At 63.5% G+C, this 16,560-nt stretch carries 9 protein-coding genes; 4 read left to right on the forward strand and 5 right to left on the reverse strand.

Features of this window, described 5'->3' with window-relative positions; all coding sequences use genetic code 11:
• The first annotated feature begins 14 nt into the window (after positions 1 to 14).
• On the forward strand, positions 15 to 5,789 hold the full coding sequence (locus CIT39_RS23620; protein ID WP_094972383.1) for an apolipoprotein A-IV repeat region-like domain-containing protein: 5,775 nt from the start codon (positions 15 to 17) through the stop codon (positions 5,787 to 5,789).
• Between the two features lie 215 nt (positions 5,790 to 6,004).
• Here the strand turns inward: CIT39_RS23620 and CIT39_RS23625 are convergent, their stop codons facing one another.
• Positions 6,005 to 9,226 (reverse strand): hypothetical protein, encoded by a 3,222-nt coding sequence (locus CIT39_RS23625; protein ID WP_202975540.1) that lies wholly within the window; start codon positions 9,224 to 9,226, stop codon positions 6,005 to 6,007.
• Positions 9,227 to 9,387: 161 nt separating this feature from the next.
• Here CIT39_RS23625 and CIT39_RS23630 point away from each other — a divergent pair, with 161 nt between their 5' ends.
• Together CIT39_RS23630 and CIT39_RS23635 are read left to right on the forward strand one after the other, a co-directional pair.
• Positions 9,388 to 10,143, forward strand: coding sequence for a type IV toxin-antitoxin system AbiEi family antitoxin domain-containing protein (locus CIT39_RS23630; protein WP_202975541.1), 756 nt, complete (start codon positions 9,388 to 9,390; stop codon positions 10,141 to 10,143).
• A 91-nt stretch (positions 10,144 to 10,234) separates the two neighbouring features.
• A complete protein-coding gene (locus tag CIT39_RS23635; protein ID WP_094972384.1) occupies positions 10,235 to 11,128 on the forward strand; it encodes a nucleotidyl transferase AbiEii/AbiGii toxin family protein in 894 nt (297 codons plus the stop codon).
• A gap of 240 nt (positions 11,129 to 11,368) precedes the next feature.
• On the opposite strand, the gene CIT39_RS23640 is transcribed toward CIT39_RS23635, so the two are convergent.
• The 3 genes from CIT39_RS23640 to CIT39_RS23650 are packed head-to-tail and all read right to left on the reverse strand — an operon-like array spanning position 11,369 to position 14,191.
• Positions 11,369 to 12,247 carry an MlaD family protein gene (locus CIT39_RS23640; protein ID WP_094972385.1) on the reverse strand — a complete coding sequence of 293 codons (879 nt, stop codon included), beginning with the start codon at positions 12,245 to 12,247 and terminating at the stop codon, positions 11,369 to 11,371.
• A 37-nt stretch (positions 12,248 to 12,284) separates the two neighbouring features.
• A complete protein-coding gene (locus CIT39_RS23645) occupies positions 12,285 to 13,055 on the reverse strand; it encodes an ABC transporter ATP-binding protein (RefSeq protein WP_162308640.1) in 771 nt (256 codons plus the stop codon).
• A 2-nt stretch (positions 13,056 to 13,057) separates the two neighbouring features.
• A complete protein-coding gene (locus tag CIT39_RS23650; RefSeq protein ID WP_094972387.1) occupies positions 13,058 to 14,191 on the reverse strand; it encodes an MlaE family ABC transporter permease in 1,134 nt (377 codons plus the stop codon).
• A 134-nt stretch (positions 14,192 to 14,325) separates the two neighbouring features.
• Between CIT39_RS23650 and dgcA the strand changes: the two genes are divergently transcribed.
• Entirely contained in the window at positions 14,326 to 15,321 is a 996-nt protein-coding gene (gene dgcA / locus CIT39_RS23655) for an N-acetyl-D-Glu racemase DgcA (protein ID WP_094972388.1), read from the forward strand.
• Here dgcA and CIT39_RS23660 read toward each other — a convergent pair.
• A complete protein-coding gene (locus CIT39_RS23660; RefSeq protein WP_094972389.1) occupies positions 15,291 to 16,487 on the reverse strand; it encodes an MFS transporter in 1,197 nt (398 codons plus the stop codon). The two genes, dgcA and CIT39_RS23660, sit on opposite strands and share 31 nt — an antisense overlap.
• Positions 16,488 to 16,560: the final 73 nt, after the last annotated feature.

A 16,560-nucleotide genomic window follows, 5' to 3' on the forward strand; every position in this document is an offset into this window, starting at 1 on the left:
GGCTCGGACTGAACATGGCGAACACTCCGAAAAAGGTCAAAGACCCCACAGAAGTTGCGCTTTCTGCGATCCAGGAAGCCCTGAACATCAGCGACACGGCTGCCGACACCAGCCGCAACGCCTCGATGCGAAACGAAACCGCGCCTTCGATGGCGCCGCCGCCCCCGATCTTCGACGAGCCGAGCTTCGAGCCGCGTCCTGCCGCCAACGAACGGGCAAATGTGTTCGACCCGGTCGAGGAGCCGCGCGCTTCGCGCCGCGCCGCCAATGACGACCGCGAGACCATCGGCCAGTTGCTCCAGGCGTTGCAGACGGGTCGCCCTGCCCGCAGCATCTACACCGGCGCGACGATCTTCACCGTCATCTGGCTCGCAGCTTGCGCCGCGCTGACCGTCGGCTTCCTGCCCTCGATCCAGGCCGCCATGGGCCAGAGCGGCGGCGTGCTGGCCATCGCCGGCCTCGTCACCATGTTCTTCGCGCCCATCATGCTGTTCTACTTCCTGGCGAGCCTCGTCTGGCGCGGCCAGCAGATGAGCTCGGTCGCGCAGGCGATGGCCCAGGTCGCGATCCGCTTCTCCGAGCCCGAAGGCTCCGCCTCCGATTCCATGGTCACCGTCGGCCAGGCCATCCGCCGCGAGGTCGCGGCGATGGGCGACGGCATCGAGCGCGCCATCGCGCGCGCCGGCGAACTCGAGACGCTGGTCGCCAACGAGGTCGCCGCACTCGAACGCGCCTATTCCGACAACGAGGTGCGCATCCGCGCCCTGCTGCAGGACATCGCGCATCAGCGCGACAATCTGGTCGGCCAGGCCGAGCAGGTTCGCAGCGCCATCTCCGGCGTGCAGATCGATTTGCGCCACGACATCGCGCTGATCTCGGATGCGATCGCCTCGCGCGTCGACGAGGTCGCCAAGTCAATCACCGGCGCGCTGGAAGAGCGCGGCGCCCACATCACCGGCGCGCTGAGCAATGCCGGCGACAACATGATCCTGGCGCTCGGCGAGCGCGGCGGCGACCTGCTCGACCGTCTCGAGGAAGCCAGCAACGAGACCACGCGCGCCGTGCTCGACGCCAGCGAGCGGCTGACCACCAGCCTCAACTTCAAGACCGGCCACGTCCACGACGAGTTCGTCGACCTCGCCGACCGCGTCCACGAGATGCTCAACGAGCGCATCGACCGCATCACCGGCGAGTTCGAGCAGCGCTCCGCCGCGATCGTCGACGGCATCTCCGAGCGCACCGAGCAGGTGCACGACAGCCTGAAGAACTCCTCGGACTCGCTGCTGCTCGAGCTCGAGCTGCGCTCCAACGACCTCTCCGCCAAGATCGACGACGCCGGCAACCGCCTCGCCGGCCAGATCCTGACGAGCGGCGACAAGGCGAGCGAGGCGCTCGACGCCACCGTCAACACCCTCGTCGCGAAGGTCGTCAGCCAAACCGAGACCGCGCACGATTCGCTGTCGCTGCAGATGAGCGCGTTCGACGAGCTGGTGCGGAACCAGGGCACCGAGCTGGTCGAGAAGTTCGCGCGTGACAGCGGTACGCTGGGCGCGCTGATTACGCGCCACATCTCCGAGTTCGACCGCACCGTGAAGACCTTCGGCGGCGAGATCGTCGAGCGCATGGGCCAGCGCACGCAGGACATCCACGACTCGCTGAAGACCTATGTCGACAATTTCGACACCCGCTTCACCGCCAACGGCGGCGAGATCACCGCCATTCTCGACCAGCGCCTGGTGCAGTTCGAGACCACGATCGGCGAACGTGTCAGCAATTTCGACACCTCGCTGAACGGCAAGATCGCCAGCCTCGACGGCACGATCGATGGCCACATCAAGACCTTCGACGAACAGCTCGTCGGCCGCGTCGCCGCGCTGGAACAGTCGTTCGACACCCGCGCGAAGTCGGTCACCGACACGATCGACAACCGCCTCGACACCCTGGCGACGACACTGACTGACGGCGCCACCCAGGCGATCCAGTCGATCGACTCCCGCCTCACCCACCTCACGACGTCGCTCACCGATGGTGCATCCCAGACCATCCACTCGATCGACACGCGACTGACCCACCTCACGACGACGCTCACCGGCGGCGCGACCCAGGCGCTCGAGTCCATCGACTCCCGCCTCACCTACCTCTCCACCGCGGTGACGAACGGCGCCTCGCAGGCGGTGCAGTCGATCGACACGCGTCTGACCCTGTTGACATCGGCCCTCACGGACGGCACCGCGCAGGCGATCGAGGCGGTCGACCGCCGCATCACCGGCGTCACCGAGGTGATCGACGGCCGCAGCACGCATCTGACCGACACGGTCACGGCGCGCTTCCAGGAGATCCATCAGGCCATCGAGACCAAGGTCGGCTCCGTCGCCAGCGACATCGACGTGCGCGTGGCGCAGTTCGAGGACCTGCTTGGCTCACGTGTCGAGGCCGTCGCAGGCCGCATCGAAAGCAGCGGCCGCCAGGCCAGCGAGGACATGATGTCCCGCGCCGAGATGATCTCGACCGCGATCCGCTCGCATGTCGAGGACGCCGAGCGCTCGCTCACCAACCTCGTCGTCAATACCAGCGAGACGATCCAGACAGGCGCACGCACCGCCCAGCAGTCGCTGATGACGGTCTCCTCCGACGTCAACGCCCAGCTCAACATGACCTCGGCCGAAGTCGAGCGGGCGCTGACCGCGGTCGGCACCGGTGCGGCAAACTCGATCCTGACCAGTGCACGCGAAGCGCAGTCGACCCTGGTCACGGCTTCGGGCGAGGCCTCGAACCAGATCAAGGGGCTCGCCGCCGACGTCGAGCGTACGCTGTCCGCGGCCGGTTCGGCGACGGCCGCCTCGATCCTGGCCGGCGCGCGCGAGGTGCAGACCACCCTCGTCACGGCGTCGTCGGATGCGGCCAACCACGTCAAGACGCTTACTGCCGACGTGCAGCGCTCGCTGTCGCTGGCCGGCACCACCACGGCGGAATCGATCACCGCCGGCGCCCGCGATGCGCAGAGTGCATTGATCGCGGCCTCGAGCGAGACCGCCAACCAGATCAAGGCGCTCTCCTCCGATGTGCAGCGCTCGCTCACGATGGCCGGCACCTCCACCGCCGAGATCCTCACCAGCGGCGCGCGCGAGGCTCAGAACACCCTGGTTGCCGGCTCCTCGGATGCGGCGGCCCAGGTCAAGTCGCTCACCGCCGACGTGCAGCGCTCGCTCTCGATGGCCGGCACCTCGACCGCCGAGACCATCACCGCCGGCGCGCGCGAGGCCCAGAACATGCTGGTCACGGCGTCTTCCGAGGCGGCCAACCAGGTCAAGTCGCTCGCGGCCGAAGTGCATCGTTCGCTCTCGCAGGTCGGCCAGTCGACCGCCGAGACGATCACCACCAGCGCTCGCGACGCCCAGAGCACCCTGCTCACGGTTTCGGCCGAACAGACCAGCCAGGTTCGTTCGCTCGCGGCCGAGATGCAGCGCGCGCTGGCAACCGCCGGCGGCGCCACCATCGAGGCGCTCACCAGCGGCGTGCGCGAGGCGCAGGGCACGCTGATCTCCGCGTCGACCGACGCGGCCAGCCAGATCAAGTCGCTGACCACGGACATCGAGCGCACGCTGACCGCGGTCGGCGCCGACACCGCCTCGACCATCCTCGGCAGCGCGCGCGAAGCCCAGATCTCGCTGACCTCGACCTCGGCGGACGCCGCGAGCCAGATCCGCACGATCTCGACCGAGATCGAGCGCACGCTGAGCGCAGCCACCGCGAACGCGACCAACGACATCCAGACCAGCGCGCTCAACGCCCAGAACGCGCTGATCACCGCCTCCAACGAGGCCAGCTCGCGGGTCAAGACGAGCTCGTCCGACGTCGAGCGTTCGGTGCTCGCCGCCAGCTCGAGCTTCGGCCAGGCCATGACCGGCAAGACCGACGAGATCGTCACCTACGTGCAGCAGCAGGCCGAGCGCCTGTCGAACATGATCGACGCCAAGCGCGGCTCCCTGGTCGACGCGATCGGCTCCAAGACCAGCCAGCTCACGCTCGACATCGACCGCGTCACCTCGGACGCGCTGAAGTCGATCGAGACGCGCGGCCAGGCGTTCTCGCAGACCATGATGGGCAACGGCTCGGAAGTCGCGCGCACCATCAACGCGGCGAGCGAGATCGCCACGACGGCGGTCGGCAAGTCGCTCAAGGACCTGGAGCAGGCCTCGCGTTCGGCGATCGACCAGTCGCGCCAGGTCTCGATCGCGGCCGTCACCGAGATGCAGGAGACCAGCAAGATCCTGCGTACCGACACGGTGGCGCTGTTCGAGCGTCTGCGCGAAGGCAACATCCTGCTTCAGGAGGTGCTGACCGGTGCGCACGACAACCTCAACTCGCTCGAGCGGGCACTGGTGACGCGTGTCGCTGACTTCGTCTCGGCGATGAACGACGTCACCTCGCGCAACGGCGAGGCGACGCAGAACCTGGAAGAGCAGCTCAACGTCTTCAACAGCAAGACCACGAAAGCGCTGCAGGATCTCGGCGAGCTGTCGACCCAGTTCGACGCGCACGGCAAGGCGCTGGTCGAAGCCGCGCAGGTCGTCGAGCAGAGCAACAAGAACACCACCGCCTCGCTCGCCGAGCGCAAGCAGGCGCTGGAATCGCTCGTCACCACGATCGACCTGCGCACGGCCGATCTCGACCAGCGGCTGTCGCGCTTCACCGGCCTGCTCGATGAATCGCTGGCCGCGGCCGAAGAGCGCGCCCGCGACATCGCGCGCGTCGTCGCCGAGACCGCCGGCGCAGGCTCGGCCGCGATCACCCGCCAGTTCGAGGCGGTGCGCGTGGCCTCCGAAGAGGAGCACCGCCAGACCATCGAGGCCATGCACGACATCTACCGCTCCACCACCGACGAAGCGGATGCGATGTTCAAGCAGTCGACCGAGAAGTTCACCAACCTCGTCTCCAGCATGAAGCAGATGGCCTTCGAGATGCACAACGAGCTCGAAGCCACCCGCAACGAGCTGCGCCGCGGCGTGCTCGAGATGCCGCAGGAGGCCGCCGAGAGCACGGCGCAGATGCGCAAGGTGATCGTCGACCAGATCGAGGCCCTCGCCGAGCTCAACCGCATCGTGGCCCAGCACGGCCGCGGCCTCGACGTCACCACGACGGGCCGCGCGTCCGTCGCCGTCCAGCGCCAGGAGGAGCCGGTCATGGCAAGCGCGGGCGGACGCAGCGCCGAGACCCGCATGCGCGACACCGGCAGCGCTTCCACGCTGCCGCCGCCGGACCTCGGCATGCCGGCCGCGCGCCGCACCGAAGCACCGCCGGTCGCGCCCGCCGGCAACGACCAGGGCCGTGACGGCTGGCTGTCGGACCTCCTCAACCGGACCGACGCCAATCAGGGCGCCCCGACCGGCCGTGAGGCTCCGCGTGGCCGCGCTGCACCCGCGCCGCAACCGCAGGCGCCGCAAGGTGGCGGCAATCCGCTGGAATCGCTGTCGCTCGACATCGGCCGGCTGATGGACCGCAACCTCGCCGCCGAGATGTGGGACCGCTACCAGCGCGGCGAGAACAAGGCCTTCACCAAGCGCCTCTACACGCCCGCCGGCCAGAAGGCCTTCGACGAGGTCGCCCGCAAGTACCGCGCCGACCGCAACTTCAAGGGCACGGTCGACCGCTACGTCGCCGAGTTCGAACGCCTGCTCGACGAAGTCGCCCGCGACGGCCGCGGCCCGCAGGAGCTGCGCAGCCACCTGACCTCGGAAACGGGTCTCGTGTACACCCTGCTGGCGCATGCGGCGGGACGGCTGGGGTGAGACCCACCTCGCGAATGACGAGTGGCGAATAGCGAATGAAAGACGGAGCCCTCACGGGCTCCGTTTTGTTTTGGATCGTGATTGCGTCAGCCTTTCACTGCGCACTCGGGAATTGCGGCGGCTCTACAAGCGCCGCTATTGCAATGAGCTCTTGCGACGAAGCAATCCATTCTGCTTCCTATTCCATCTTCGTGAGGAGCTCCGTTGAAACAGAGCTACGCATTCGCTGGTCGTCGAAGGGCTATGGACTCGATGTCGCCGTCTTGGACGTGCGCGGCCATTTTCACGGTCAGGCTACGCTTTATGATGGCGAGTTGAAGCAGAAGCTCGGGCGGTTTGTCCGGGCGAAGGATAGCGGGGATGAGCAGAAATGCTCCATGGCGGTGATACCCCGCCAGAAAGCGGTCAATGTTTACGCTGTCGTTCGGCTCCATGGTCAAGGACCGTGTTGTTACAGATAGGCCTTGGCTGCGGGGAATCTTGCTCAGGTCCGGCTGCTTCGATGTCACGATAGCAACGTAGTGATGCGGATTTTTTCCAGGGAGCTGCCGCACGATTGCGAGATGGATTTCTTCTTCTGTATCTCTTTCGCCGAAGCGCTCGCGCCAGCGTTCGAAAATTTTCTTGCCGCCTTCCTCGTTCTTGAAGAGGAAGGCCATGGCTGGCGGACAATTCGGCCCTAGGTCGGCATAAGCAGCGCCCTTCCATTGGGCCTTGTCCCAAGCGTGAACATCAATGACGGACCGGATGCTCATCTGTGTATGGCTTTTAGCTTCTTCCGGGCGGTCGCTCTCCTCACCTTCCTCCGCCTCGGTTGGAGCGCTGGGCGTCAGATCGATGCGGTTCAATTTTGGGCGAGGAAGACGCAGGACATAGGACGCCTGAACGGCGTCATCCCACTCTGACAGTCTGGTCAGGTTGCTTGAGTTCACGCGATGATAGCTGTTTGTCGCGGCGGCGATAAGGCTCATGCGGCTGTGGACTGCTTCATCCATGAACAGTCTGTCGAGAAGCTCTTTTGGATCGCGAAGGGCGCACGTAGCGACCAGCACTTGACCTGAGACCAGGGCGAGAAATTTTTGGATATCTGCGTGACGATCAAAATTGGCCGGGGACAATCCGGAGGGCCAAGTGAGCGTTGCCTTCATTTCCATCTGATCGATGTCAAATGTGGGCTCCGATATATCGGCGCGTTCCACCAATGATATTTGGAGGCGCTCCGTATGGGGCATGACAGGTTGCTCAACCGTTGTCGAAAAAAATGCCTCCAACGATCCCAGGATCGTCTCCGCGACAATAATGGACTGATCGCTGCCCTGTAACTCAATCTCAACAGTCATGCCAAGAAGCGACGTAGAAAATCTCTGCGTTGCCTCGGCGTTTAAAATCAGGGGGCCGCGCGTCTGTTCCGCCACCGGTTGACTGGCAAGTATCGAAAACATCCGATCGACGTCTTCATCGCTCTCGCTGGCCGGCAGGCTTCCGTCCGCGCGCAGAACGTCGCTGTGCCCCAGCGTGTAGAGGAGTGCGGATCTTGCGGTGAAGAGACCCAACCCTTCCAGGATATCCGGGATGCGTTCAAGCCTGCGAAGATCATCGTCGTTCAAGCTCAGGAACACGCTGCCTAGCGCCATGTCGAACTTGGCAAGGTCTTCCCGCACCCTCGATTTTGAATCGTCGGTGAGAGGCAATACCTCCAATGCGCCGTTTAATAGTTGGATAGCGTGCAGTGCATCGGGCAAGTGCCGCATCTCAAGCGCGATCCATGCCCAAATCTTGAATACCGGCACAATGGGGGCCGGAATCAGACTATCTTCTTCCCCTTCGATAGCGATTGTCGCGGCGGTGAAGGCGCAAGTTGCCCGGGCCGCCCATAACAATCCTGCGCTCCTGTAGGCCAGCATCAAAAGCTGGGCGGCTTCTATGAGGCTTTGAGAGTATTCTTTTTTCGATAGACCGGCTGCGGCTTTGCCAAGAAGCCGGATCATTTCGAAATGATCCGAGAAATCCAGCTTCTGCGCCCGCTTGAGGAGAATGAGTGCGCCTTCCGCTTCACCCGTGCGAGCTGAAACGAAATCGGCCAGTTTCTCGATCAAGGCGTTATAAGCCGGATCGTTCCCGGCGATGTTGCCGCCGAGTTCGATCATCTTGGCGAGACGGTCGATGTCGAATTCACTCAACCCTTTCGCTTCATCCAGAGCGGCGGCGAAATCGCGCCAGGTATCCGGCAGGCGCTCGGGCTGCTTATCCATGTGGGCTTGATTGAGCCGCAAGATGAGCAGCGACGTAATCGCTTCGAGGCGGTTGTTCGGCCGGTCCTTGTTCGCTGCCATGGGTTCAAGCGCGCGGGTGAGGCGGGCGGTACGATCGTCGAAATCGCATTCGGCGCGAGTCAGAAGATTGTGAATGACGGCGTTGACCAGAAGCTGATTGAGGTTGCAAAGAAACTCGAGATTTCTGGCGTGATCAGCCTCAAGCGCGAGTTTTTCGAATGCCGCGTAGGATTCATTGACGAACTTGATGTCGTCGAACCACCAGAACGCGGTCCAGATATATTCGTATTTGGCCTCAAGCTTCTGGCGGTACGAACCGTCGGCTTCCGCCAACCGTATGGCGCGGAGAAAGCGGCCGTCCGTTTCCGTGCGGGGGCGTTCAAGATTTCGGGAGAGTTTGGCGGTGATAAGCGCTTCCGTAACGCGCTGGCGTTCCATGCCCACGAAGGCGCTCGGGTCGTCAATCGACTTCTCGATGTCTGTCAGTTGTTGCGTGCGTGAATAATCGGTGGGGCCGAGGCGCAGCGGATCGCTTTTCTGCTCACCGATGCCGAGATAGTTGAAGGCGAGGTCCTTGCGGTCTTTCTCAACGATCTCCACGACGATCCAGGAGCGATCATGGATAGTCACCGGTATGCCGTGCTGGGATGAAAGCTCGTCTTCAAGACGGGCGCGGTCCTTGGCTCTGGCAAATCTGCTGGTAACGAAAATGATCCGGTCATAGGGACGGCCGGTCTTTACGAGACCTTCGACATCGCTGCGGACTTTGTCGGTCCATTTCTCTTTTGCGCTGAACGCGAATGCCCATCTCTCGCTGCCGTTACGGGGCTGCCCTACGTAAGTAAGCGAGGCGATTTCATCGGTGACAGGGTATGTTTCGGCGTCTGCCTTGCTGTCGCCTCCACCTTCAGGCCCTGTCTGTGGGCGAAGGTTCGGGCAAATCGTGCGCTCGCAGAGCTTCCGGCAAAAAATTTCGAAATCGTGCGTCTGATTGCGCTGTGTGATGGTGTCGAGATGATATTCTAGGGTGGGCCGGTCCAATACATACGAAACGCGGTCTTCGGTGTCGGAGTAATATTCAGGCCGTAGGTTTCTCATGAATCCGGACGGCGACAGTTTTTCCGTCAGCTGAGACTGATTGGTTTGGGCGGGATTGTTGGCCATTCCGGAACATTAGCAGAACATAGGCGATTTTGCTCGGATTTTTCCCTATTGTTTTTTGGCCCTAGAGGGCCTTTTTTATATAGATAACACTCTAGTCCGCTGGCAGAAGTTCCACGTATAGATTATTATATATATTAAGTTAGCCCCATAAGGTCCTTAATATGATAGAAAACAATCTTCGAACCCTCGGCCCCGCCGAATCTAAAGTCGTCCTATCCTTCCGCGAGCAGGGACGAACGGTCGTGCGCGCGTCGGATGTGCTCGAGCTGCTGGGATCTGAGAACTCGGCCCGAAAAGTCATTCGCAATCTCATCAGGAAAGGCTGGCTCTCCAGAATAGTTGGCGGACGCTACATGCTGCTGCCGCCCGAACATGGTCCTGAAAACCTCGGCGAAAATAATATCCTCGCCCTTGCGGCTGCGGCTGTAGAGCCTTCCTACATCGGCTGGTGGTCGGCCGCATCCTATCACGGCTTCACTACCCAAAAGCCGATGACTGTGTTTGTCGCGGTGCAGCGGCAAGTACCTGTCCGTACTATCGAGGGGAGCGACGTTCGCTTCATCAAAGTCACTCCCAGGAAGTTCTTCGGTTACGGGCCGTATAAGGTTTACGACCGGATCGTCCTGATTTCGACGCCCGAGAAAACATTCGTGGACTGTCTGGATCATCCAGAACTTTGCGGCGGTCCGTCGGAGCTTGCGCGCATCGCCCATAGTGCGCTGGCAAAGCTTGATTTGGAGAAGCTGCGCGACACGGTCCTCTCGATGAAATCCAAAGCGGTTTTCCAGCGTCTCGGCTTCCTCTCCGACCTCGTCGGAAGGCCGCTCGCAGATGAGTTTCGATCGACCTTGAGGACTGCCGTTCCGAAGAGCTACCGTTCAACGTTCGGCCGGACGGAAAGGCGCGAGGGGATATAGGCTACGTTGCCGCTTGGGGATTGTACGTAAACGCAAAGAGAGATGATCTGCTTTCTGAAGTTCCTCGAATTCAGCAAAAGGAATTCAACTGATGCTGAGATTGAACGACATGCGCAGAGTAGCGCTCCGATCGGGGGCGCGCGATATCAGCAAGGTCGAGATCGACATCATCTTGACCTACCTGTTGCAGCTTTTCGTCGAGAAGGGAATTACGGAGCACGTCGCCTTCAAGGGCGGGACGATGCTGCGCAAGATGGTTTTTGGCCCAAGAGGCCGGCTTTCAACCGACCTGGATTTCACGGTTCGAACCGACATCTCCCGGGACGACCTCATGACTATGATGCTCGATGCTTTGTCGGAACCTTATAGGGGACTTAGTTTCGAGCTAAAGGACAAGGACTGGTACCTCACCGACGACGGCTGTGCCGCAAATCCCATCTGCTCTCACGAGGACAACGAGCAAGGTGTCAACATCAAGCTGCAAGTCAGCTTGCGTGAGAAGCCTATTCTTCCTGTTCTGCCTGTCGCGCAACTTGACCAGGAATATTTCAAGCTTCTCGAATTCAAGCCGGCTGACATTCCATCGCTCGCATTGGAGGAGGCGATCTCCGAAAAGATTCGCGCCGCGAGCCAGCGTTCGAAAATTCGCGACCTGCACGATCTTTCAGAAATCACAGGACGCAATCCGAACCGCGACCTCGTGCGGCCGCTCGCGGTTCTGAAGCTCTGGAACAGCGGCGGTCCAGGCCTTGATTACGGGCGCTTCGCCGAACGCGTAAAAGGCGGCGGCGATTACGATATCGCCGATCTGACTAACCTTCTGCGAAAAGATCAGAAGCCCGATCTTGATGGGATGATCCGGCGCGTCATTGACGGTTTCCGGTTCCTTGCTGACTTAACGGAGGCTGAGAAGGTCCTTGCGGCCGACACGCAGCAGAAAAAACAACCGGAGGCGCAGGCTCTTGTTGCTTCTCTCAACGGCTGATTCAGCGCTCCTCCTTCGAGCTCTGCGGAAATTTCTCCCGTAGACGACGAATCACCGCATTCGGCCAGCCAATTTATCGGCGCTCGAAGTTACCAACGAATAAAACGATGAAGGTCGCGCGAAGCGCCGGATGAGGTTGTATCCTAATGTTCAACTGCGAACGATGCACGCGCGGAAAGAGACCCCTCATCCGGCGCGCTACGCGCGCCACGTTCTCCACAAGGGGAGAAGGGACGCCGCTTACTGCCGCTTGGGCGCCGTTGCCGGCCTCGGCGGCTCAGGCGGTGGCGGCGGCGCGGCGGCGGGCGCGCTGTTGCTGGCGCCGAACAGCACGCGGGTCGGGTTGCGGTCGAAATTGTTCACGGCGCGGCTGATGTCGCCGAGGGTGCGCCGGCCGTCGGTCATCAAGGCGCCGGAGCGCTTGTCAAAATCGTCGGCGAGCTCGCGGATCGACTTCACCGCCTGGAACAGCTCGCCGCCGTCCTTGCCGCCGGCAAGCGTATTCAGGCCCAGCATGAGATTGTCGGCCTTGAGCATGACGCCGTCGACCTTGCCCATGATGACGTCGATCTTCTCGGAGTTGCGCGCCAGAGAGTTCGTGAAGGTCTCCAGATTCTTCAGCGAGTTCTTCACCGACTCCTGATTGTCGGCGACGATCTTGTTGATGTTCTGCAGCGTGCCGCGGATCGCCTCGGTGACGTCCTGCAGCTTGTTGGGATCGGCGGTCAGCGTCGGGATGCCGTCCTGGTCGAGCGGCGGCGGCGGCGCGGCCTCGTCGCCGCCCTTGAGCGAGATCGCGGCAACGCCGGTGAGGCCCTGGAATTCGAGGCCGACCAGGGTGTCCTTGCGGATCGGGGCGTTATTCTCGATCATGGCGAGTGCGACAACCCGCCGCGGGTTGTCCAGCTTCACCGAGACCACCTCGCCCACCCGGATACCGTTGAAATTGACGCTGCCGCCGTTGCGCAGGCCCGCCGCCGGACCTTCGAACACGACGCGCAGCGGACTGCGCTGCTTGGTGGTGTGCAGCGACTGGAACCAGAGCACGAAGCCGATCGCCGCGGCAAGCACCGCCAGCGTGAACGATCCGATCAAGACGTAGTTCGCCCGCGTTTCCATCAGGTGCTCCGGCTACTCATCCCAGCTACTCAGCTCCTCACCCCATGACCGCGCGGGCGCGCTTGCCATGGAAATACTGCCTCAACCAGGGATGCTGCGAGGCCTGCATGTCGGCGATCGACCCTGCCGCTATGATCTTACCGTTTCCTAAAACGGCGATGCGGTCACATGCTGTGTAAAGGCTGTCGAGGTCGTGGGTTACCATGAAAACGGTCAGCCCCAAAGTGCGCTGGAGCGTCCTGACCAACTCGTCGAAATCGCCGGCGCCGATCGGATCGAGGCCCGAAGTCGGCTCGTCCAGGAAGACGAGGTCCGGATCCAGCGACAGCGCGCGCGCCAGCGCCACGCGCTTGATCATGCCGCCGGAGAGCTCCGAGGGAAATCGCTCGGCGACCTCGGGCTTGAGGCCGACCATGGCGAGCTTGGCCATGGTGATCTCGTCCATCAGCCGCTGCGAGACCCGCAGATATTCGCGCATCGGAAACTGGATGTTCTGCCGCACGGTCAGCGAGGAGAACAGCGCGCCCTGCTGGAACAAGACGCCCCAGCGCCGCTCCACGTTGCGGCGCTGCGACGTGTTGGAGGAATCGAGGTCGACGCCGAACACCTCGATGGAGCCTGCGAGCTTCGGCACGAGGCCGATGATGGTGCGCGTCAGCACCGACTTGCCCGCGCCGGATGGGCCGACGAAGCCCAAAATCTCGCCGCGCTTGACGTCGAGGTTGAGGCCGTCGAGCACGCGTGTGCTGCCGAACTGCACGGTGATATCGCGGACGCGGATGATGGGATTTGGGATTTCGGGAGCCATCGTCACATCCCGATCGAGGCGAAGAAGATCGCGAACACGCCGTCCATCACGATGACGAAGAAAATACCCTTCACCACCGAGGCCGTGGTGTGCTGGCCCAGCGATTCCGCGCTGCCCTGCACGGCGAGGCCCTCGACGCAGGCGACGATGCCGATCACCGCGGCCATCACGGGGGCCTTGACGATGCCGACGATGAAATGGTCGATCGAGATGGCGTCGCGCAAGCGCAGCAGGAAGGCCTCGGGCTCGACGCCGCCATAGAGCCAGGCCACGAGCCCGCCGCCATAGAGCGCGGCCATCGCGCCGAGGAAGGCCAGGATCGGCAGCGCCAGCACCAGCGCCATCATGCGCGGCAGCACCAGCACCTCGATGGGATCGAAGCCCATGGTGCGCAGCGCGTCGATTTCTTCCCGCATCTTCATCGAGCCGAGCTCGGCGGTGTAGGCACTCCCCGAGCGTCCCGCGACCATGATCGCGACCAGCAGCACGCCGATCTCGCGCAGCACCAGCACGCCCAGCATGTCGACCACGAAGATATCGGCGCCGAATCTTCGAAAATGGAAGATGCCTTGTTGCGCGATGATGCAGCCGATCAGGAAGGTGATCAGCACGACGATCGGCACCGCGCGCCAGCAAACCTGCTCCATGTGGTGCACGGTCGAGGTCAGGCGGAACGAGCGCGGATGGATCAGGACGCGAAACCCTGCCGCGAGCACGGCGCCGAGCATGTCGACGAGGCCCGCGACCGTCCCGCCCACGCCGGCCACGGCCCGGCCGATCTGCTCCAGCATGCCGGTGATGGTCACCGTGCCGCTGTCGACCACGGCCGTCGCCCTGACCCGCCGCACCTCGTCGACAAGGCTGGAATAATTGGCCGAGAGACCCGCGATCTGCGCCTCGACGGCGCCTTGCGTCAGGCTGCGGCGCAGCCGCTCGATCAGCCAGGCGCCGAAGGTGTCGAGCTTGGCGACCTCCGAGACGTCGATGAAGATGCTTTGCGGGCCACCGGCGAGCTTCTCGGCGTCGGCCACCATCCGCTCCAGCACCGGTGCGAAGCTCGCGGTCCAGGTTCCGGTGGCGCAGAGTGCCAGCGCATTGCCCTTGGCAATCCGTTCCAGCTTCGGATCGCTATTCAAGATGTCCCGCTCCCGTATGGGGCGGAGAAAATCAGAGTGTTGCGCACGCGCCCTTACCCAGAGAAGGTATCCCCAAGTGGTTAATGTTAGTTGCTAGAGGTAACTAGCAGGTTCAGATTTCGCCAGAGTTCAAAATGACTTCCATGAAATTTGCTTCCCTGGCCGCGCGAATCGAGCGCTTCCCGATCGCAGGCAGCTTCACCATCAGCCGGGGGGCCAAAACCGAGGCCGTGACCGTCGTGGCCGAGGTCAGCCGGGACGGGCTTACCGGCCGCGGCGAATGCGTGCCCTACCCCCGCTATGGCGAGACGCCCGAGGCGACGCTTGCCGCCATCCAGGCCATGCAGCAGGCCGTGGCGGACGGCCTGACGCGGCAAGCCCTCCAGGCCGCCATGCCGCCCGGGGCGGCCCGCAATGCCCTCGATTGCGCCCTGATCGATCTGGAGGCCAAGGCGACGGGCCTGCGGGCCTGGAACCTGCTGGACCGGCCGGTACCGGGCGAGCGCACCACGGCGTACACGATCTCGTTAGGGACCCCCGAGGCGATGGCCGCCGCGACCGCCAGGGCGGCGCACCGCCCCCTTCTCAAGATCAAGCTCGGCGGCGACGGCGATCCGGAGCGGATCATGGCAGTGCGCAAGGCCGCGTCCGAATCCGAGCTGATCGTGGATGCCAACGAGGCCTGGACCGAGGCCAATCTGGCGCAAAATCTCGCCGCCTGCGCCGCCGTCGGCGTCACGCTGGTCGAGCAGCCGCTGCCTGCAGGTCAGGACGAGGCGCTGGCGCGGATCAGGCGGCCGCTCGCGGTCTGCGCCGACGAGAGCGTGCACGACCGCAACTCGCTGGCGCCGCTGCGCGCGCGCTACGATGCCGTGAACATCAAGCTCGACAAGACCGGCGGCCTCACCGAGGCGCTGGCCATGGCGGACGCCGCGCAGGCGCTCGGCTTCGAGATCATGATCGGTTGCATGGTCGCGACCTCGCTGTCGATGGCGCCTGCGATGCTGGTGACGCCGCAGGCGCGCTTCGTCGATCTCGACGGCCCCTTGCTGCTGGCGCGCGACCGCGATCACGCCCTGCGTTATGACGACAGCCTGGTCTATCCGCCGGACGCTTCGCTCTGGGGCTGAGGCATGAGCCGGTGCCGCGCCGACCAGATCAGAAGCGCGCCGGCCGCGGCCATCGCAGCCATCACGTAATACACGTCATCGCCGACGCGGGCGTAGATCGCGCCTGACGCGATCGAGGTCGCAGCGCTGAGCAGTCCGCTGCACGCGGCGAGGTAGCCCTGCCCCCGCGCGATCTGATGCGAGGGCACGCGCTGCACCAGGAGATTCATGGTGCCGACGACGGTCATGCCGAAGCTGAGGCCGTGGCCGAGCTGCACGATCGCGAGCAGCGCGAGCGGTGGCTCATTGGCGGTGACGATCCAGCGCAGCACGGCGCTGAGCCCCCCGATCGCGATCATGGTGGACGGATGCAGCGAGAAGCGCGGCGACAGCGCGAACACCACGATCTCGGCGATCACGCCCAGCGTCCACAGGCCCGCGATCGTCAACCCACCGATCCCATGGAGCTGCCAGTTGATGGCCGAGAAGGTGTAATAGGCGACGTGGCTGCCCTGAATCAGCGCCGCCGAGACGATGACGGCCCAGAAGCCGGCATCGCGCAGCAGCGCCTCGCCGGCCTGCCTCTCCGTCGTCTTGCGCCTGACATCGTCCAGCGGCCGAAGCAGCAGGCCGGCTGCGACCGCAACGACGGCCCATGCGACGATGACCCAGATCAGATCGCGCGCGGCGATGTGGTCGACGAGATAGCCGCAGGCGAGCGAGCCGGCGGCGAAGGCCGCCGAGCCCCACAGCCGCAAGGGTCCGTAATCGAGCCCGTAGCGGGCGACGCCGCGCAGCGCATAGGCGTCGGTCAGCGGCATCGTCGGCGTCCACATCATGCAGGTCACCGCGTAGATCAGGAACAGCGCCAGCGGCTGCTGCTGCAAGCCGACCGCGGTAAAGCCGATCGCGGTCGCCAGCGCCGACACCATCATGCCGGCGCGAATCGCATGGCGCCTTTCGGCAAAGGCGGTCACTTGCGGCAGCGTGGTGAAGCGCGTGATCGCCGGCAGCGCGTTGATGAGGCCGATCCATGCCGCGTCGACGCCGATCGCCTTCAGCCACACCGGGAAGAACGGCAGATGCGTGCCCGAGACCGCGAAGACGGCCGAGTAGAACAGGGCGAGGCTCACGGCGAATCGCCGTTTCGCCGATGCTGGCGTGGGGATTTGTGATTCGGGTGCCATCAAACCAATTGCGATTCGGTCGATATCGTGATGATCGTTACTGTAACGCGCGGTGATTTGCGCGACGAGATTG

Source organism: Bradyrhizobium symbiodeficiens, assembly GCF_002266465.3.
Classification (GTDB): Bacteria; Pseudomonadota; Alphaproteobacteria; order Rhizobiales; family Xanthobacteraceae; genus Bradyrhizobium; species Bradyrhizobium symbiodeficiens.

Excerpts from the sequence above, each read along its gene's own strand:
- CIT39_RS23620 (WP_094972383.1), top strand. The coding sequence starts at position 15 with ATGGCGAACACTCCGAAAAAGGTCAAAGACCCCACAGAAGTTGCGCTT.
- CIT39_RS23625 (WP_202975540.1), bottom strand. The coding sequence starts at position 9,226 with ATGGCCAACAATCCCGCCCAAACCAATCAGTCTCAGCTGACGGAAAAA.
- CIT39_RS23630 (WP_202975541.1), top strand. The coding sequence starts at position 9,388 with ATGATAGAAAACAATCTTCGAACCCTCGGCCCCGCCGAATCTAAAGTC.
- CIT39_RS23635 (WP_094972384.1), top strand. The coding sequence starts at position 10,235 with ATGCTGAGATTGAACGACATGCGCAGAGTAGCGCTCCGATCGGGGGCG.
- CIT39_RS23640 (WP_094972385.1), bottom strand. The coding sequence starts at position 12,247 with ATGGAAACGCGGGCGAACTACGTCTTGATCGGATCGTTCACGCTGGCG.
- CIT39_RS23645 (WP_162308640.1), bottom strand. The coding sequence starts at position 13,055 with ATGGCTCCCGAAATCCCAAATCCCATCATCCGCGTCCGCGATATCACC.
- dgcA (WP_094972388.1), top strand. The coding sequence starts at position 14,326 with ATGACTTCCATGAAATTTGCTTCCCTGGCCGCGCGAATCGAGCGCTTC.
- CIT39_RS23660 (WP_094972389.1), bottom strand. The coding sequence starts at position 16,487 with ATGGCACCCGAATCACAAATCCCCACGCCAGCATCGGCGAAACGGCGA.